The organism is Bacillus sp. FSL R5-0585 (assembly GCF_038004545.1).
In the GTDB taxonomy this organism is placed as follows: Bacteria; Bacillota; Bacilli; order Bacillales; family Bacillaceae_G; genus Bacillus_A; species Bacillus_A cereus.
Genome location: NZ_JBBORJ010000001.1, coordinates 4,730,115 through 4,749,841, shown reverse-complemented (window position 1 = coordinate 4,749,841; position 19,727 = coordinate 4,730,115). Strand labels below are relative to the sequence as shown.

The following is a 19,727-nucleotide window of genomic DNA, read 5'->3' as shown; positions in this document are numbered from 1 at the left end:
ACACTTTGGAGGGATTTATTATGAAAATCGGAATTATCGGAGCAACCGGCAAAGCAGGAAGTCGTATTTTAAAAGAAGCATTGAATCGCGGACATGAAGTAACTGCAATCGTAAGAAACGCTGCAAAAATTACAGAAGAAAACGTAAAAGTTTTAGAAAAAGACGTATTTTCTCTTACATCTAACGACTTGCAAGCATTCGATGTAGTTGTAAATGCATTCGGTGCTCCAGCAGGCGAAGAACACCTTCACGTAGATGCAGGAAACGTACTTATTGAAGCTATGAAAGGTGCACCAAATACAAAATTACTTGTAGTTGGAGGCGCTGGAAGCTTATTTGTAGACGAAAAGAAAACAACACGTGTATTTGAGACACCAGGTTTCCCGGGCGAATACCTTGCAACAGCTCAAAACCAAGGCAAAAACTTAGAAATCTTACAACAAACAAATGATATCACTTGGACATTCATCAGCCCTTCTGCACTATTCGCATTAGGAAAACGCACTGGTTCTTACAAAGCTGGTAAAGACAACCTTCTTGTTAACGCAAAAGGTGATAGCTACGTAAGTTACGAAGATTTCGCAGTAGCAGCACTTGATGAAATCGAAAATCCAAAACATGTAAACGAACGCTTCACAGTAGTTTCTGAAGCTGAATAATAAGAAAAAGCTCGTAAAACATTATGTTTTACGAGCTTTTTCTTATTATTGTACTTGCTCTAAGCCATTTTGAGTAATCTTGAAGGAAATCTCTTTAAATTTTTTCGCATCCCCTTTTCCAATTAACTCACCAGTTTTATACCAACTTAAACGATCAGATTCTGCATGATACACTTTTACTACATCACCATACTCGAACATCATACCATTTACTTGCTCAGCAAAATTCTTTGAAGTTTCTTGTCCTTCTGCTGTTACATGCTTTTTCTCGGTTCCATTTTGATCATATACCGTAAGTCCTATATACTGTTCATTTACAAAACGATAATGTATTTCACCATCAGTAAATGTTGCATGTAATTTCTTCGCATCATGATTTAAGGTAACGATTGAACGCGTTACATCAGCCACACCTTGGTATACTATACTATCTCCATACATCACTTCTAATGAAACTTCCGTCACTTTCTTATTACCAAAGCGATCTTTCGTTTCTACTTTTACTTTTTGTTCACCAATTTTTGATGTATTTGGTTTTTCTACAAATCCGAGTACTTCTCCGCCTTTTACTTCAACAAAGTTTTTTACATCTAGCTTTTCTACTTCTGTTCCGACTACTACTTGTTGTGGTTTCGCCGTTACTTCTTGCAGAGCTTCTAATCTTTCAAATCCATTTTCAGTAATTTCAAAGAATAATTCTTTTATTTCTTTATTTTTTCCTTCTCCCACATATAAACCTTTTTGATACCAATGTAAACGTGAAGACTCTGCATGGTATACTTTCACCACATCTCCATATTCAAATACTAACCCATTTACTTCCTTGGCAAAAGCTTCTGTATTCTCCAAGCCTTTTACCTCTATATTTTTCTTCTCTTTTCCCTCTTTATTGTACAAGGTAAATTCAAAATACTTCTCATCTCCAAAGTAATCATGAATCAAATTATCCGTATCTGTCGCACTCATTTTTTTCGTATCATGATGCAACGTTATAATTGATTTCATATCGTCACCATCATAGCTTAACCCATATACAAGTAAACTATCTCCATATGTCACTTCTAATGGAACTTCCGTCACTTTCTTATTTCCAAAACGATCTTTCGTTTCCACTTTTACTTTTTGTTCACCGATTTTCATTGTATTCGGTTTTTCTACAAAACCAATTACTTCTCCACCTTTTACTTGAACAAAGTTGTTCGCCTCTAATTTTTCAGCGTCTGCCCCGATTACTACTTTTTGCGGTACTGCTTCTACTTCCTGTATACCGTCTATTAGTTCATATCCTTGTGGAGTAATCTTAAAGAACTTTTCTTTTTTATTCTTAGCTCCACCTTGCTCTACAAGTTTATTACTTTGATACCAATCTAAACGACTTGGTTCTGCATGATATACTTTCATAATATCGCCATATTGAAGTTCAACACCTTCAAGTTGCAAAGCAACTTTTTTAGAATTTTCTTGACCTTCTATAGAAATATTTTTCTTTTCATTTCCGTCCTTATCATATAAGGTAATCCCTACATACTTTTCATTTTTAAAGCGCTCATGGAACTCATTACCAACGAAAGAAACGTTGATTTTCTTTTCATCATGAAGGAGCGTTATAACAGAATTTACCTCATCACCGTAACCTTTAAATACCATAGTATCTCCATAAAGACTGTTAACTGGAACAGAAATGAAATTCCTCTGTCCTTTCTCATCCTCAATTTCTACTAATACCGCTCTTTTTCCAACCTCTAAATCCAGCCACATAATTCTACCTGTTACTTTTACATTTTCACCTAAATTTTGAACAAGACTATTTGCTAGATTTTCATTAAAATTCGCACCAACGATAAGATCTTGTACCACATTAGACGCTTCACCATAAGGAAGCCCACCGTATGGTTTCACTTGTTTTTCACGAATAATATTACTATCTGTTGCTTTCCATATTTCTTTTTCTAATTTAGGTAAATTTAAATTTTCGATTTTCCCTCTAACCTCATCATTTGGACCTAATCCCCATTTCTCAAAAAACGGTACTAAGTTTTGCTTAGCCGCTTTCGATGCCATATAAATAAACATTTGCTTTTTATCTTCATCTGAAGCAGGCATTTCAGATTCTGGTAATAAGCGATACATTTGATGTAAATTAGGGTAAAAATGCTCTCCATAAGCTAAATCGAGTTGCCAAAACATTACTAGTTTCTCGAATTCTTCCATATTTTTTTGAGCATCAGGATTATCTAAGTAAGCAAAAGCTTTTTTATAATGACCATCTTCTTCTAGACTTGATTTATTACCTAACATTCTTTGAACCGATAATGAATATATATTTACTGTTACTTCTCCTACACCTGACCAAAACCAAGGAGCTTGCTGATGTAAATGCCCTACTTCATGCCACGGTCCCCAGCCATCTCCTTGTAATCTCTTTATATTTAAAACCCTATCCATAGTCTCTGGAACATACCCTGTATGATAATGAGTAGCAAACATCCAATCATCTTTATCTGGTTTTCTCTTTTCAACAAATTGGATATAGTGGTTTGGAGCTTTTGACACCCCTATACCATCTTCAGATAATCCTGCTACAGAATTTTCAAAGCGAATAATCTTATCATGTAGCCTCATTAATTCTACTGGATCCGTCTCTCCCATATAGTTTTCCACTGCTTCAGGACTTGCAGTAATTAAACTTCTCTCACCCTTCAATTCAACTGCATAAGGATTTTTATACTTCTTTAACATTGCATCCCAATCTTTTTTTGTGTGCTTCCCTAAGATAAATAATGGAAAATGACTTCCTCCATGAATAACTGAAGCTGTTACTTCGCCATCATTATTCATGTTATAAAAATATAGTATTCCACCTACTGAAGATGAAATATTATTTTCACCAGGTTTTAACTCAAATTCTTCAAACCCTTTTTCATCATATGACTTCGTTCCTATGAACGCTTTAATAGATTGCGTTCCTTTTATTTCAATTTTAATTTCTTCATTTGGACCAGCATAAATTCCAGTTGGTTCATTCGCTGAAAGTACATAACGTACTTTTAAGCGTTTTTGTTCTTCTTCAATACTACCTTTCCCAGGCAAATGAAACGTTCTCTGCTCCAAAAGATTCTCTTTACTCTCTTCCAACTGCCCGCCCTTATTCTCTTCCAAAGGCGCCGCATATCCTTTCGATGCTTCGAAAGCTACTGGTGATAATAATGTAGATATACAAATACCAGCTACTAATACCCTACTCTTTTTCTGCTTTGACATAATCTGTGTCCCCTGTCCTTTTTTTAGACAAACCATCCTATATATTCATTTAATAAGAAATCCTATTATTTTTATAAAAATATTTAACGAATAGACTAACGCCTCTCGCACCTATATCAATTACTTCCGCATTTCTCTAAATGTATTCGCTTTCTTATATTGTAAAATTTTTCATGTATTATGCCCTCCTCACTTCACTCTACTTGTGATGAGTTCTCTTCTTACATAAAAGGAACATAGTAAAAGATATATTTTAGTCTCGTCATCTATACATCTAAAAATAAAACCTTACATTTTCTTCATATATGACCATCTATAGGTAGTTTTTCCAACTGAATTGTACACGCTTTACACTTTGTTTGATAGCCTCTCTAATTAGAATAATGTTACAATTCCGTGAATAAAACCCATTTATTGTAACGTTTAGATTTCTACATATTTTATTATTTTTAAATACTTCTTCAAACGTTAAAATAGTGTTTCACTTGATTAATTATTATCTTGATATACCTTTAAAGAATTCATATAAAAAAGCATTGGCATACGCCAATGCTTTTTCATTCTCTCTTTTGATTCGGTTTATGCGGTTCATTTGGAGTATATGGCTTATTTGGTTTATTTGGAGCCTCGGCCTTTTTCCAACTTACCGCTAACTCTGGACTTGTTTTTTCTTCACTACGCTCAAGTAATACTACTGCATTTTGAATAGTCGGTGTACCTTTATGCGCAATCCCTTGTAATTTCGTTAAATTTCCTGATACTTTAAAGCTAAATCCACCAGCTGGTGTTTGTTTCGGAATTAAAATGCGGAACTTTTCTCCTACATTAAATTCTGTTTTTGTTTCGCCTTTTTCATTTGCAAATTTCACGCCCGCTGGTGCACCTGTTGCTTGCACTTTATACGTTCCGCTTTTTGCATTTGTTTCTACTGTATATAAACCTGTTTCAAAGAAATCATTTTTTAATACTGCTTCTTGTTCTTCTGTAGGAGTTACACTCATTGTAATTTCTTGTAACTCTTCACTAGCGCTTGCTTTTGCAACGATGTCTTTCGTTACTTTCTCTACATTTTTATTGCGGAAATCTAAATCATTAATATCAATTTGTTTTAACGCATTCCACACTGCAAGCTGCGTTGCGTAATGTGCTTCTCTCCAATCAGAAACACCTAATTCTTGCGGACTCTTTTGTGGATATCCATTCAATAGTACACGGTATACGTTAATATCCACTTTCCCCATTTCCGGTAAATCTTGACCGCTTGGAGATTTCAAATCTACATTTAAGCAAAAAGCAATTTTGCCATCTGCGGTTTTAATAAGCTCTGTTCGAATTGGTTTCTTCTTTGACTTACTATAACTCCAATTCATTTCATACTTTGTATGATCCATAACTTCTGCAAATGCTTTTTGAAGCGGGAATAACACAAATAAAACACTTAAAAACATAGCTAAAATCTTGAACGATTGCTTTATATTCATGTTTACAGCCCCTTATCACAAACTTAATACTAAGTAGTATTTATTTAGAAACTATTTTTATGCACAAAAAAAGAGTGCTTTTACGCACTCTTTTTTCTTACTTTAATCTTAGAAATCGAAGTTATCAGGATCTGGACCAACGCGATGATTTTGATTTAACGCATCGATTTTTTCCATATCTTCTTTCGTTAATTCAAAGTTAAATACATCAGCGTTTGCAATAATACGGTGTTCTTTCGTTGATTTTGGAATTGTGATTACTCCATTTTGAAGATCCCAACGTAAAATAACTTGAGCTGTTGTTTTACCGTGTTTCTCAGCAATCTCTTGTAATGTTTCGTTATCTAATAATTGACCTTGCATTAGTGGTGACCATGCTTCCATTTGAATACCTTGTTCTTTACAGAAAGCTTGTAATTCTTTTTGTGTTAAACGAGGGTGGTATTCTACTTGGTTAATCATTGGTTTAATTTCTGCATCTTTCATTACATCTTGTAAGTGATGAATTTGGAAATTACTTACCCCAATTGCACGTACGCGTTTTTCTTTATAAAGTGTTTCTAACGCTCTCCACGTATCTTTGTATTTCCCTTCTACAGGCCAATGAACAAGGTATAAATCTAAATAATCCAGCTCTAATTTTTTTAAGCTTTCTTCATATGCAGCAAGTGTCGTTTCATATCCTTGATCCGAATTCCACACTTTTGAAGTAATGAATAAATCTTCACGAGAAATGCCTGCTTCTTTTATACCCGCGCGAATTCCTTCACCTACAGCTTTTTCATTTCCGTAAATTGCAGCTGTATCAATGCTGCGGTATCCTGCTTTAATCGCCGATTTCACTGCTTCTACAAGTTCTGGTCCATCCTCTACTTTAAATACACCTAAACCGAACCAAGGCATTTCTACACCATTATTTAATACTGTTTTACTTTGTAAGTTTTTCATTTTATTTTCTCTCCTTTTATTTTACTTGATCTCTTTTTTCTAATGTCATACTCCACGCAGTTAAAACAACAGCACCTACTACCATAATTCCACCTACCCAAGCCGTATGAATTAATCCTAACGAGTTCGTTACAATACCGCCCAAGTAAGCACCAAGAGCAATTCCTGCGTTAAATGCTGCAATGTTAATCGCCGATGCTACATCAACAGCGCTAGGTACAAACCTCTCAGCTAATATAACAACATACACTTGTAGCCCTGGAACATTCATAAATGCGAATAGTCCCATGAAAATAATTGTGATGAATCCAGCGACTTTAAATGGCGCTGTAAATGTTAAAACAAATAATACAATCGCTTGAATAAAGAACATGTAAAATAACGCTCGAATCGGATTATGATTTGATAATTTTCCCCCGACCATATTCCCAATCGCAATTGCAATTCCGTATACTAACAAAATAATTGTAACGGTACTTGCTTTAAATCCTGTTACTTCTTGTAATAACGGAGATAAATACGTAAATGTTACGAACGTTCCCCCGTATCCTAATGCAGTAATAATAAATACAAGTAACAGTCTTCCATTCGTAATCAGCTTAAATTGATCGCGAAATGATACAGACGTACCTTTTTTTAAATTAGAAGGAATTAGCATACTATTGGCGATTAAAGCAACGATTCCAATGGCCACAATAACAATAAACGAGGCCCTCCAGCCAAATTGTTGACCGATAAATGTTCCAATTGGTACACCTGTAATAGTCGCAACCGTTAAACCAGTAAACATAAATGCTATTGCACTTGCACGTTTATTCTCAGGTACAAGCGCAGCCGCAATTGTAGCTCCAATTGACATAAAAACACCATGCGCAAATGCAGATACAACCCTCGCAATAAGTAACACAGTAAAACTTGTTGCTACCGCCGCAATTCCATTACCAATAATGAAAATAATCATAATCCACATTAATAACGTCTTTCGCGACATACTAGCTGTTAATGACGTTAATACTGGAGCACCAAACGCTACTCCTAATGCATATAAAGAAACAGTTAACCCCGCTGTTGTAACAGAAACATGTAAATCCTCTGAGATAGATGGTAATAAGCCGACACTAATAAATTCAGTTGTACCAATTCCAAACGCACTAATTGCTAGTGCTAATAAAGCAAACATACTTCTCCGATTCGTCTGCATAACCGAAGAAGATACTGTATATGAATTCAATTGAACTCCTCCTTAATGCGAGAAATCCAATCATAATAGTATGATAAAAAGGCCTTTTTATCTTCTACAAAAATAACTTTACTGTTGATATATGCTATTATGAATGGCTTTACTCTTTTTTTGAAGAACGCACTTAAAAGTACGATAGGTACCTAAAAGTAACATAGGCACTTTTTAGTACCGTACTACTCATTTCCCTCTTACGTATGCTATTATGGAACATATTCAACATGATAAAAAGTACGTACTTTAAAGTGCTATAGGCACTTTTTAGTAACATTTAATTATTTAGCTTCTTTTGTTGGAGAACTTAAATCTACATTCATCAAAGGAGATTTTTATATGAAGAAATATAATATTCCCGTTGAAGCGACTTTAGAGGTTATCGGTGGAAAATGGAAGGTTGTTATCCTTTGTCATCTAACGAAAGGCACAAAAAGAACGAGTGAACTAAAACGTTTAATGCCTGGGATTACACAAAAAATGTTAACTCAGCAATTACGTGAATTAGAAGACGATGGAGTTATTCAAAGAAAGGTATACAATCAAGTACCACCAAAAGTAGAATATTCACTTACAGAATACGGTTGGTCTTTAGAGTCCATTCTTGATTCTCTTTGTACTTGGGGCGAATGCCATCTTGAAAAAAGCGGTAACACATCGATGCTAATTGTAGAAGGTGAATAATAGGAAAAAGGAAAAAACGAACATGAATTTGTTCATTTTTTCCTTTTTTTCTTTATATGTATATACATTTCTAACTGGAACAAAATATTTTATACGCTTTCATACCTTGTCAGCACTACGTTATACACTCAATATCAAATAATTAGGAATCATTTTTATGTTAACATAGGTGTATATAGTATATAATATAGGATATATATTATATACACTTTCCGGTAACGGAGCTTTTCCATTATGCGGACAAGCCATGTATCGGACAGTTCATAAATAATAAGTAAGACGTTATGGTTTTAGATTTATGTTTGCAGCTTACTTGCTGTCATAAATTTAAAGGCATTTTATTGTGTTTTGTGAAACTTTGTATAAAGTTTCGTAAACGTTTACTATCTTACTTATAAAAAATAAGAGTATTGCTATCGTAAAGGAGAATTGGAGATGCCAGAAACTATGACTCAAACAAAGCCAGAACAAGAAACTGTACAAATTTCTGCTAGCCAAGGACAACTTGATGTACTTGATCAGTTGTTAAAACCTGAGGTACAAGAATCATTAACAACACTAGTAGAACAGCTTCCAAAATTAACTGAGCTTGTTAACATTTTAACTAAGTCTTATGACTTCGCTCAAACTGTTGCTACTGATGAAGTATTAAAAAGCGACACTGTTGGTGCAATTACAGAGCTTGTAGAACCTGTAAAAGATACAGTGAAAAGCATGGCTGCAACTGCAATCGAAGCGAAAGATCGTGCTGAAGAAAGCAACGAAGTTATCGGCCTATTCGGTCTGTTAAAATTACTAAAAGATCCACAAGCACAAAAAATGTTCCGCTTTGTGAACGCATATCTTCAAATTAGTGCAGAACGTAACAATAAATAATTTAACTTATAACAACAATTAGTAAAGACGGGGGATATCATACTATGTCAAAACAAATTGTCATCTTAGGCGCTGGTTATGGCGGTCTTCTTGCCGCTTTAAACGTACGTAAATATTACAGCAAATCAGAAGCACAAGTTACAGTGATTAACCAATACCCAACACACCAAATCATCACTGAACTACACCGCCTTGCAGCTGGTAACGTGTCTGAGCAAGCAGTTGCAATGCCACTTACAAAGCTTTTCAAAGGGCAAGACATCGACCTTAAAATTGCAACAGTTGAGTCATTCTCAGTTGATAGCAAAGAAATCAAATTAGCTGGCGGCACTACTTTATCTTACGATGCACTTGTAGTTGCTTTAGGAAGTAAAACTGCTTACTTCGGTATTCCAGGACTAGAAGAAAACAGCATGGTATTAAAATCTGCTGCTGATGCAAACAAAATCTACAAACACGTTGAAGACCGTATTCGTGAATACGCGAAAACGAAAAACGAAGCTGATGCTACAATCGTAATCGGTGGTGGCGGATTAACTGGCGTTGAGCTAGTTGGTGAGCTTGCTGACATTATGCCTAAACTTGCAAAAAGCCACGGCGTAAATCCAAAAGAAGTGAAACTTCTTCTTGTTGAAGCAGGTCCAAAAATCCTTCCAGTATTACCAGACCACTTAATCGAACGTGCAACTACTAGCCTAGAAGCACGCGGCGTTACATTCTTAACTGGTCTTCCTGTAACAAACGTTGCTGGCAATGAAATCGACTTAAAAGACGGTCAAAAACTTGTTGCTAACACATTCGTTTGGACGGGCGGCGTACAAGGTAACCCATTAATCGGTGAATCAGGTCTTGAAGTTAACCGTGGACGTGCAACAGTTGATGCATACCTACAATCTACTTCTCACAAAGACGTATTCGTTGCTGGAGACAGCGCTGTTGTCTTCGCTCCAGACGGACGTCCATACCCACCAACTGCACAAATCGCTTGGCAAATGGGTGAGTTAATTGGATACAACTTATACGCAGCACTAGAAGGCAAAGCATTAGAAGAGTTCGCACCTGTAAACTCTGGAACACTTGCTAGTCTAGGACGTAAAGATGCTGTTGCTACAATCGGAGCAAGCAATACTCCACTTAAAGGCTTACCAGCATCATTAATGAAAGAAGCAAGTAACGTTCGTTACTTATCACACATTAAAGGTCTATTCAGCTTAGCTTACTAATCTGAATATAAGCCCGAATCATGCCCTGCATGGTTCGGGCTATTTTTATCCGTAATTTTCTCTAACTTATTTATTCGGCAGAATAATCGTATAACCCTTTCAATTATCTAAATTTACTGATTATTTTATGTCCAAATTGTGTATACGAAAAGATGGAAGTATTCTTCCTACTCCCATCCTTTCACACAAACTATTCGCCTAACTTCACAAGGCTGTAGTTCTTCTTCCCTTTACGAATAATAATAAATCTTCCATCAAATGAATTTTCTACAGTAACATCTGTACCCACATCTGTTACTTTCTCACCATTCATAGAAATCGCACCATTCTTAATGTCCTCGCGTGCTTGTCGTCTAGATGGTTCAATCCCTAAATCGACTAGCCACTCTACGATGTTTTTCGTCTCTTTTGAAGACTGGAATGTTGGCATTTCTTTAAAGCCTTGTTCAATTTCATCAGCTGTTAACGATTTAATATCTCCGCTAAATAATGCTGCTGTAATTTTCTCAGCTTGCAGGAACGCCTCTTCTCCATGAACAAATTTCGTCATTTCTTCCGCTAACACTTTTTGCGCTTCACGTTTATGAGGCTCTGTTTCTACCTTCGCTGCTAATTCATCAATACGCTCTTTCGTTAAGAACGTAAAGTATTTCAAGTATTTAATTACATCACGGTCATCTGTATTTACCCAGAACTGGTAAAATTCAAACGGTGTCGTTTTTTCAGGATCAAGCCAAACCGCACCACCTGCTGATTTACCAAACTTCGTACCGTCCGATTTTAATAATAACGGAATCGTTAATCCGAATACTTTCGCCTCATGACCTTCTAACTTACGAATTAAATCTAAACCACTCGTAATATTTCCCCATTGGTCACTGCCACCAATTTGAAGTTGAACATCCTCTTTCGTGTATAAATGATGGAAGTCCATCGCTTGCAAAATTTGGTACGTGAATTCTGTGAAAGAAATACCTGTATCTAAACGGCTTGCTACAATATCCTTCGCTAACATGCTATTGATGCTAAAGTTTTTCCCGTAATCACGTAAAAACTCAATAATATTTATTTCATGTGTCCAATCATAGTTATTTACCATCTTCACTTCGCTATTTCCACCAAAATCAAATAGCTTTTTCATTTGTGCTGTTAACGCATCTACATTATGCTGAACCACTTCTAACGTTTGAAGCTGACGCTCTGATTGTCGTCCACTCGGATCACCAATTGTTCCTGTTGCCCCGCCAATTAAAATAACAGGATGATGGCCAGCTAATTGGAATCTCTTCATCATCATAAACGGAATCAAATGTCCGATATGCATACTATCACCAGTTGGATCAACTCCGCAATATAGTGAAATCTTTTTCTCTTCTACTAGCTTACGTAAGCCTTCTTCGTCAGTCTGCTGATTAACGGCGCCGCGCCATTCTAATTCATCAATAATATTCATCTTTTGTCATCCCCTTTATTTTTTAAAAACAAAAAAGCCCCTATGTCTACGATAGACATAGGGACGATTATTCACCGTGTTACCACCCAGTTTGCATAAATAGCATAGCTACTCATACCACTCTTAGCAATAATATCGATTGCTAGTCCGCTTAGCATTACCTAAGATACTCCAGAGTGTAATTCGCAAGTTTGTTTGTGCTAGGTTCCAGCAACCCCTAGCTCTCTCGTTAACAGTGACAAACTGCTACTGGGCTCTTTCAACGTATGTTATTTGTTAAATTATTAGCCATTATATTGAATTGAAAACAAATTGTCAACAATACCCAAATGTTATTTTAAAATAATTCATATCTTCATACGTATTTCGTTATTCTTTATCTTCTCCAATAATCCTTACTTCTCGCTCCAACTTCACGCCAAATTTCTCTTCAACTGTCTTTTGTACGAAGTGAATTAAATCGATGTAATCTTGTGCTGTTCCGTTATCAACATTCACCATAAATCCAGCGTGTTTTAAAGAAACTTCTACTCCACCAATTCGCTTACCTTGTAGTCCTGAGTCTTGAATTAACTTACCAGCAAAGTTATTTGGTGGGCGCTTAAATACGCTACCACATGAAGGATATTCTAGAGGCTGTTTTGACTCACGTTTAAACGTTAAATCATCCATTTTTGCTTTAATTTCTTCATGTACACCTTCTTCAAGTTCAAATCTCGCTTCAAGAATAATGTAATGGTTGTTAGCAAATACACTCTTACGATATCCAAATTCAAATGCTTCTTTCGTCAAAGTACGTAGCTCTCCATCACCTGTCATTACAACAGCTTCTGTTAACACAAACGAAATTTCACCGCCGTATGCACCTGCATTCATATATAATGCTCCGCCAACTGAACCTGGAATACCACAAGCAAACTCAAGACCCGTTAAGTTATGGTCTAAGGCAATACGTGATACGTCAATAATTGCTGCACCACACTGTGCTACAATCGTCGTTCCTGTTACAGTAACACCTGTAATATGAATTAAACTTACTGTAATCCCGCGAATTCCACCATCTTTAATAATGACATTCGATCCATTTCCTAAAAACGTAACTGGAATATTATATTCGTTCGCATATTTGATAACTTCTTGAATTTCATCATAATTTGTAGGCGCAACAAAAACATCTGCTTTTCCGCCAACTTTAATATGCGTATGATTCTTTAACATTTCATCTTGTTTAACATGTCCTTCAGGCAATACCGTACTTAAATATTTATAAACCTCTTGCATATTCATTTTACGATTCCTCTATTTCTATATTCATTTTATCCCGTTATACGGGCCCATAATATCCCCACGTACATGAAAGAACCTAAAGTGGTGGATACAGTGTACCCAAAATCAATTCGAGACACCTATAAACCTCTTAATTTATAAGAGGTGCCACTCATATTAAAATATATATTGCATAATAAAGCAACCCAAATGGACTACTAAACTTGACATGTCATCAGAAAGACAACAATTTGTAAAATATGTGACTTTTTCAAAACACTATCCCTCAGTATCTTACTATACCATACAAAAAGAAAGTGGTATTTTTTTGTACTTTTTACTTTATTTACATCAATGAAAAAAGAGCCCATCCGACAGAATGTGCTCTTTCTATACTCTTTATATTACTTTTCGTTCTCTTCTTTTTCTTTATCAAACCATAACAGCTCATCGTTATCAACTTCACCATTATAATTGATTAAAATTTCTTCTCCTGCTTTTATATCCTTATAAGCATAGAAGTTAAACGTATGGTTCTCGAAGACAATATCATACGTTGCATTCGGTGTATATGAATGATTGAATAACATACCGTATCCTAAAAGGATTGCCGTATGATTGATTCCATACTCAAATGCGTAGTCAGCAAGTAATGTTTTCTCAATGTGTTCATGCTGTTCATTCGGATAAGAGATAACTGGTGCTGCGTGTATCAACTCACCCTTTTTAATATCACGAGTTGCAAATACACCTCTATTAAATTCTCCATCACTAAGTTCAGAAGTCTTAACTTCGATCATATGCGTCACCTATTTAATTCTTTCTTTGAAGTATTTTAATTCCGCTATTAGCTGAATTTTATCTCCTTAAGCTTGGCAGAAAACGCGCAGAAAAGCAATTAAATTCCTATCAAGTATTCGTTTCAATGAAAAAAGAGCACATCATTCGTGCTCTTTCCAAGCAATATTACTTTTCTAAAATATCTTCTAACAACTTCACTTGCTCGCTAACAGTTTGTAACGTCTTCACTGACGTATCATTTCGATGTTTTTCTTCTTCCACACTCGCTAGCACTTCTTCTGTAGCTGTAGAAGTTTGCTGAATTACGTTAGAAGCATGCGTAACATCCTTTACGATATTCGTCGTTTTAACTTGGAAACTTTCTTGATGAACAACAACCTCTCGCATTACTTCATTAATCGCATCAATAAACTTCCCTAAATCAGTTACATTTGTTAAAACGCTTGCTAACATCTCGTTACATTCTTCTTGTACTCTTTCTGACTTCTCTACTTGCACTTCTACCTTACTTGCTTGATTACTAAACTCCTTCAAAATCCCTTGAATTCTTCCCGCAGAACGATTTGATTCTTCAGCAAGCTTTAACACTTCACTCGCTACAATAGCAAAACCTTTTCCATGCTCACCTGCCCTCGCAGCTTCAATATTTGCATTTAAAGCTAGCAGACTCGTCTGACTTGAAATATTCGTTATTACATCTACAATTTCATTAATTTGTTTCGATTGCATCATTAAATCTCTAAATATAATTCCAGACTGTGAAACAACATCATTTAAACTTCTCATGTTAGTTTCAAAATTTCTTAGAGTATGTACACTACCTTTTGAAATTTCTAAGCTTTCATCCACACGAGCCGATGCAGTTCTTACTTGAGAGATGATTTGTTCAATATTTCCCTCCATATCATTCAATACTTCTACCGAACGATACATCATCTCTGATTGTGATTGCGTACCAACTGCCACCTCTTCAAAGGCAAAATTAATTTCACTCATCGATTCCATCGACGTGTTCATATTTTGTCTTAAATGATTGAAATTACTATCTAGTTTCACAACTGTTTCTTCAATAAGTCTTTGCGTCTCTTCTAACTCCTGAGCTTTTCTCATTACTTCTTGCTTCTCATCACTTAAACGAAGGAGCAGATTAGAACCAATTTTCGTGACGCCCCACATAGCGATTGTTACAATCGCTAACAAACTTGCGAAATTAGCAGCTTCAGACGAGGCTGTATAAGCAAAAAATTTCTCCGGCCAATAGCTACAAAGGATAAATGTGATCACAACAGCTATCCCGCCAAGAATTAAAATGAGACGCTCACTTAAGTAAATAAGTGAAACAGCTAATGTAAAATAGACCATTTGAAATACAGCCGGGCTTTCATTAAAAGCTTGTACCATAATGTAAGACATTGTAAGCAACATGAATGTCATGATATATTTATACACTGATTCCATACTTTTTATAAAAGTAAAAAGCGTTCCAAATGTAACGACAGAAATACCACAAATCCAAAATGCTATTGCTCTCTCTGTAAAAATATATCCATAATACCCAATCGCGATTATCCCAAGGAAGAAACTACAAATCGTTATAAACAGTAATAAATGATTTTTCTGTGATTCTTTCTCAAGGTTAGAAAAACAAGTCCTCTTTAACCACTCCATATGAAGCCCCACCTTCTACTTATACATATCAATTACTTCAGTTTAAATACCGCACTTACTGGATTATGATCGCTATTTTCAAACTTTAAATCTTTTCCTTGTACATTTACAATCTCTACATTCGGTGAAACGATAAAGCCATCAATAATAGTGACGAAATTTTCACCTTCTACATATTTCTTTACATCATCTCTTACAGTCATAACAGACGGATCTACAGCCCACTTAAAGCCACCGTCTGTAAAGTCCTTCGGTAACTCTACTAACCACTCAGGACGCTCTTTCACGAACTTCGGATCACTTAATTGAGCGTTTGAAACTAATTGATTCCAATCTCCACCCATTATTACGTAATCACCATTTTCATAATGCTTGTTCATATATTCTTTTAAATACTCTACTTGCTGTTTTCTAATTTTCCCGCCTTCATCATAAGCAGACAAATGTAAATTTACGAGTCTAACATGTTTTCCATTATTAACAGGAATTTTATATTCCACAATTGCTCGATCTAAATCAAACAAACGCTTTGGCCAAGGCTCCATTCCAGGCAGCTGGAACCTCTTCGCTTCTTGAACAGTGTATTTAGAAAACGTACTTAATCCAGCCTCCGCATATCCCATTGGATTTGTTATTGGCACTGGAACCCATTTCGTATCGTAGTTCTTGCCAAATGACGAAACATAATCAGGTAATCCTTTTTTCAAAAATTCATGTTCATTTACATCAAATGAACGAAGTGACTTTATATCAACTTCTTGTAATAGTGCAAAATCACTATTCTCATTTTGTAAAAACGAAAGCATATTCTTTAAATTAGTTTCCGTTTGCTCTTTACTACTGGAACCAGATCCCTTTCCACCATCCATAAAGAAATCTTGATCCTTATCTAACCCAGCATATCCAATATTAAATGTTGTAACTTTAAATTCATTCCCAGTCGCTAATACGCGCTCCTTATTATTCTCCACCTTCAAGCTTATAACATCAGCAGGCTGTTCTTTAGTAAGTGTCATATAAGCTAGAAATCCTCCTACAATGCCCGCTACTACTAAAACACATGTAAATACGATTTTTAAAAATTTCTTCAAATAAATGACTCCTTTTCACGCAAATTTATTTTTCTTTATTTTCAGTCAAATAAAACAAAACGACACACATAAGAAACATTTTATCATAATTAAAACCGTATATCACTATATTTAGTTGATAAGTAATCGATCCCATTTTAATTACTTAAAAAGCCTTCAGGCATCAAAAAAAGAAAAGTTACACCCTCCTCCTCACTGGAAATTAAACGGTATATTTAGTACACTATATGTAATAATCATAGGCGATGGAGTTCGCCATAAACGCTGCTTAGCTAATGACTCCTACCAGTATGGATACTGGTAGGAGTCTATTTTTTTGAGCAAACTATTTAAAGAGGTGAGAAAATTGATTTATATTGTCGTCGGCATTGCTGGTATATTAGGAGCTCTTTCTCGTTATTATTTAGGTCTTAATATCACCACATTTTGGCATCATTCATTTCCATTAGCAACATTACTCATTAACTTAATTGGTTGCTTCTTCTTAGCGTGGCTAACTACTTATATCGCTCGGCTAAACATCTTACCTTCAGAGGTTATCACAGGCATCGGGACTGGATTCATCGGTTCCTTTACGACTTTTTCAACATTTAGTGTAGAAACTGTGCAATTGATCAATCATTCTGAGTGGAGCATAGCCTTCTTATATGTATCATGTAGCATACTTGGTGGCCTCATTATGTCTGGCCTTGGCTATACACTTGGAGATTTCTTAATTAAGAAATCTCTTACGGAAGGTGATTACTCATGATAGAAGCTTTATTAGTCGCAACAGGAGGATTTTTCGGTGCGATTACACGATTTGCAATTAGCAATTGGTTTAAAAAAAGAAATAAAACACAATTTCCAATTGCTACATTCCTTATTAATATAACAGGGGCATTTTTACTTGGATATATAATTGGCAACGGGGTCACTACAGGCTGGCAACTACTATTAGGTACTGGATTTATGGGTGCGTTCACTACATTTTCTACGTTTAAACTAGACGCTGTTCAACTTCTCAATCGAAAAAATATTAGTACTTTCCTTTTATACTTAAGCGCTACTTACATAATTGGTATCCTCTTCGCATTCCTTGGAATGAAGCTAGGCGGAATATAAAATGAAACTTTAATTAGGCCGCCCATAGCTGGATAAAAAAAGAAAGCGACTCTAACCAGTCGCTTTCTTTCATAAGAAATATGTCCCGCCATATGGAATAGAAAATAAACCAGCTGGATGTATATCGTAATGTACAATCTGCATCGGAAGCTGTGAATACGGCATATACTGACTTTGCATCATTTGTGCAAAATATGCTTTTTGTTGCATTTGAATAGCTTGATTCATAGCATGAATTGTTCCCTGTGCCCCAGCCAGCGTAATAGCTGCTCCTACTTGTCTTCCATTATAAAAATGATGGTTCATCATGATTCATCTCACTTATTCTTTTTCTTCCATATGGTATGTTTCTATTTCATAGTGAGTATTTTGTCCCTATTGGTAACCCCTATTTATTGCCCTTTTTCAGCTTTGAAGTAATAAATCCAAATAATAATACGCCAATACCACTAAGGAACAATACATAACTTATCGGTACTAGGAAAAAGAAAGGTTCTTCAAGGAATCCATCCGCTCCTACTTTACTGTTTGAAGCATGTATAGTTAAAGAAATAATCGCTAAAATCATGAAAGAAATAGCTACTACGTATTTATTTTTCATTTCACATTCTCCTCTACTCATGTAATTCTCCTTAGATTCTTAACATCATATTATCCAAAAAATCATTAACAGTCAATAATTATTTATTGTTTAACAATAAATAATTATTGACTAGAATAATAACAAAAAGGTTTACGAAGCATATTAAATCACTTCGCAAACCCTCTGTATTATAAATATTTACACTTCAAACCTCTTGCTTAATACAATATACATTGCGCAAAATAGCACGAATATCCCAGCATAAATTAACAAAATCTCTACACTAAACATATCCGACAACGGACCAAATATTATCATTCCTAAAGGAAGCGCGCATGAATTCGCAATTTGTACAAGGCTAAACATCCGTCCGTGCATTGATGGTTCTACTTTCTCCTGCAATAACACAGTAACTGGTGTATTGAAGCACGGCATTGTTATACCAATTAAAAAATTAAAGACTAAATACATAATAAATATCGGCGCTATTCCGAGTCCAATCATAAGCAGTCCATATAATGCACAAGCTAGCGCTGTTGTATGCATACGATTACGAAAACCACCCCACGCTGCAATCAATACGCCACCAGCTGCCGCACCCGCACTAAAGGTCATCTCACTAGCAGTAAGTCTCCACATTTCGGCCCCGAAAGAACGAGTTACCATTAAAGGTGTTAAAAAAGCAGCTGGACTTATTAAAATCATGACGATAATTAATAAAACGATTAGCCTTTTAATAAATACATTTTCTTTTAAATAAGAGAACCCTTCTTTAATTCCTTGTAGATTAGATTTTTGCTTACTTTCTACATTCACATGTCCTTCCACCTGAATGACAAACATAATACTAATTCCAATCATAGCCGTAATAACATCAATAAAAAATGTTGTTTCAATGCTGGCAATAGAAAGAATCGTCGCACTTGCTGCTGGAGAAAGAAACATAATTAAAGATGTAATACTGCTATTTATTCCATTTACTTTCATAAGATACTCTTTCGGAACGATTTGCGGAATTAATGCATTCACAGCTGGCGTTTGTACTCCTGTTCCAGCTGAACGAATGAGTAACACAATAAAAAGTAACCAAATACTTTTATATCCTGTTAAAAATAAAATTGCTAAGACTAACGTCGCAATCGCTATAATTCCATCCGATAACATAATCATCTTTTTACGGTCATAACGATCAATCCAAACACCTGCAAACAAAGATATCGCAATTTGTGGTAGAAAACCGCAAACAGTTGAAATAGTCAACATCACTCCTGATGATGTTGTAAGGGTGATATACCATATAATCGCGTATTGCACGAGAGAGGAACCGAACAACGAAATAGTTTGAGCGGTCAAAAATAATATAATTTTCGTTTTCCAATTGTTTTCACTCATATG

General features: G+C 35.4%; 18 protein-coding genes, 1 riboswitch and 1 other annotated feature. Of the genes, 6 read left to right on the top strand and 12 right to left on the bottom strand.

What is annotated here, in order from left to right; translation table 11 throughout:
* Nucleotides 1–20: 20 nt before the first annotated feature.
* Nucleotides 21–659: an NAD(P)-dependent oxidoreductase gene (locus MKY38_RS24380; RefSeq protein WP_025709825.1), complete on the top strand. Its 639-nt coding sequence runs from the start codon at nucleotides 21–23 to the stop codon at nucleotides 657–659.
* 45 nt (nucleotides 660–704) lie between these two features.
* Here MKY38_RS24380 and MKY38_RS24375 read toward each other — a convergent pair whose 3' ends face one another.
* From MKY38_RS24375 to MKY38_RS24360, 4 genes are all read right to left on the bottom strand, one after another.
* A complete protein-coding gene (locus MKY38_RS24375) occupies nucleotides 705–3,920 on the bottom strand; it encodes a putative mucin/carbohydrate-binding domain-containing protein (protein WP_341049981.1) in 3,216 nt (1,071 codons plus the stop codon).
* A 557-nt stretch (nucleotides 3,921–4,477) separates the two neighbouring features.
* Nucleotides 4,478–5,401, bottom strand: a complete 924-nt coding sequence (locus MKY38_RS24370) for a thioester domain-containing protein (protein ID WP_114555879.1) — start codon at nucleotides 5,399–5,401, stop codon at nucleotides 4,478–4,480.
* Nucleotides 5,402–5,509: 108 nt separating this feature from the next.
* Nucleotides 5,510–6,349, bottom strand: a complete 840-nt coding sequence (locus MKY38_RS24365; protein WP_065224371.1) for an aldo/keto reductase — start codon at nucleotides 6,347–6,349, stop codon at nucleotides 5,510–5,512.
* Between the two features lie 16 nt (nucleotides 6,350–6,365).
* Nucleotides 6,366–7,550, bottom strand: a complete 1,185-nt coding sequence (locus tag MKY38_RS24360) for an MFS transporter (protein ID WP_170965414.1) — start codon at nucleotides 7,548–7,550, stop codon at nucleotides 6,366–6,368.
* Nucleotides 7,551–7,922: 372 nt separating this feature from the next.
* On the opposite strand from MKY38_RS24360, the gene MKY38_RS24355 reads away from it, so the two are divergent.
* The 3 genes from MKY38_RS24355 to MKY38_RS24345 all read left to right on the top strand — a co-directional run bounded on the left by MKY38_RS24355 (nucleotide 7,923) and on the right by MKY38_RS24345 (nucleotide 10,366).
* Complete coding sequence (locus MKY38_RS24355) at nucleotides 7,923–8,267, top strand: winged helix-turn-helix transcriptional regulator (protein ID WP_000760475.1); 345 nt, start codon at nucleotides 7,923–7,925, stop codon at nucleotides 8,265–8,267.
* 435 nt (nucleotides 8,268–8,702) lie between these two features.
* Nucleotides 8,703–9,143, top strand: a complete 441-nt coding sequence (locus MKY38_RS24350) for a DUF1641 domain-containing protein (protein WP_001115311.1) — start codon at nucleotides 8,703–8,705, stop codon at nucleotides 9,141–9,143.
* Between the two features lie 44 nt (nucleotides 9,144–9,187).
* Entirely contained in the window at nucleotides 9,188–10,366 is a 1,179-nt protein-coding gene (locus MKY38_RS24345) for an NAD(P)/FAD-dependent oxidoreductase (protein WP_006918768.1), read from the top strand.
* Nucleotides 10,367–10,556: 190 nt separating this feature from the next.
* On the opposite strand, the gene tyrS is transcribed toward MKY38_RS24345, so the two are convergent.
* The 5 genes from tyrS to MKY38_RS24320 form a co-directional block, all read right to left on the bottom strand.
* Nucleotides 10,557–11,819, bottom strand: a complete 1,263-nt coding sequence (tyrS, locus tag MKY38_RS24340; protein ID WP_070180662.1) for a tyrosine--tRNA ligase — start codon at nucleotides 11,817–11,819, stop codon at nucleotides 10,557–10,559.
* 56 nt (nucleotides 11,820–11,875) lie between these two features.
* Nucleotides 11,876–12,091, bottom strand: a binding site (T-box leader).
* A 97-nt stretch (nucleotides 12,092–12,188) separates the two neighbouring features.
* Entirely contained in the window at nucleotides 12,189–13,106 is a 918-nt protein-coding gene (gene murB, locus MKY38_RS24335) for a UDP-N-acetylmuramate dehydrogenase (RefSeq protein ID WP_001057102.1), read from the bottom strand.
* 383 nt (nucleotides 13,107–13,489) lie between these two features.
* A complete protein-coding gene (locus MKY38_RS24330) occupies nucleotides 13,490–13,885 on the bottom strand; it encodes an SET domain-containing protein (RefSeq protein WP_000573649.1) in 396 nt (131 codons plus the stop codon).
* 166 nt (nucleotides 13,886–14,051) lie between these two features.
* Nucleotides 14,052–15,554: a DUF4077 domain-containing protein gene (locus MKY38_RS24325; RefSeq protein WP_078385275.1), complete on the bottom strand. Its 1,503-nt coding sequence runs from the start codon at nucleotides 15,552–15,554 to the stop codon at nucleotides 14,052–14,054.
* A 32-nt stretch (nucleotides 15,555–15,586) separates the two neighbouring features.
* Nucleotides 15,587–16,645, bottom strand: coding sequence for an endonuclease/exonuclease/phosphatase family protein (locus tag MKY38_RS24320; protein WP_000714051.1), 1,059 nt, complete (start codon nucleotides 16,643–16,645; stop codon nucleotides 15,587–15,589).
* A 232-nt stretch (nucleotides 16,646–16,877) separates the two neighbouring features.
* Nucleotides 16,878–16,937: riboswitch (Fluoride riboswitch) on the top strand.
* Between the two features lie 54 nt (nucleotides 16,938–16,991).
* Here MKY38_RS24320 and crcB (MKY38_RS24315) point away from each other — a divergent pair.
* Both crcB (MKY38_RS24315) and crcB (MKY38_RS24310) read left to right on the top strand, forming a co-directional pair.
* On the top strand, nucleotides 16,992–17,396 hold the full coding sequence (gene crcB, locus MKY38_RS24315; RefSeq protein WP_065224375.1) for a fluoride efflux transporter CrcB: 405 nt from the start codon (nucleotides 16,992–16,994) through the stop codon (nucleotides 17,394–17,396).
* Nucleotides 17,393–17,749 carry a fluoride efflux transporter CrcB gene (gene crcB, locus MKY38_RS24310; RefSeq protein WP_065224376.1) on the top strand — a complete coding sequence of 119 codons (357 nt, stop codon included), beginning with the start codon at nucleotides 17,393–17,395 and terminating at the stop codon, nucleotides 17,747–17,749. The genes crcB (MKY38_RS24315) and crcB (MKY38_RS24310) overlap by 4 nt, the downstream gene beginning before the upstream one ends.
* Before the next feature lie 69 nt (nucleotides 17,750–17,818).
* Here the strand turns inward: crcB (MKY38_RS24310) and MKY38_RS24305 are convergent, their stop codons facing one another.
* The 3 genes from MKY38_RS24305 to MKY38_RS24295 all read right to left on the bottom strand — a co-directional run bounded on the left by MKY38_RS24305 (nucleotide 17,819) and on the right by MKY38_RS24295 (nucleotide 19,724).
* Complete coding sequence (locus MKY38_RS24305) at nucleotides 17,819–18,058, bottom strand: DUF3947 family protein (RefSeq protein ID WP_065224377.1); 240 nt, start codon at nucleotides 18,056–18,058, stop codon at nucleotides 17,819–17,821.
* Nucleotides 18,059–18,137: 79 nt separating this feature from the next.
* Nucleotides 18,138–18,350 (bottom strand): DUF3955 domain-containing protein, encoded by a 213-nt coding sequence (locus MKY38_RS24300; RefSeq protein WP_025118109.1) that lies wholly within the window; start codon nucleotides 18,348–18,350, stop codon nucleotides 18,138–18,140.
* 180 nt (nucleotides 18,351–18,530) lie between these two features.
* Nucleotides 18,531–19,724: an MFS transporter gene (locus tag MKY38_RS24295; protein ID WP_065224378.1), complete on the bottom strand. Its 1,194-nt coding sequence runs from the start codon at nucleotides 19,722–19,724 to the stop codon at nucleotides 18,531–18,533.
* Nucleotides 19,725–19,727 lie beyond the last annotated feature (3 nt).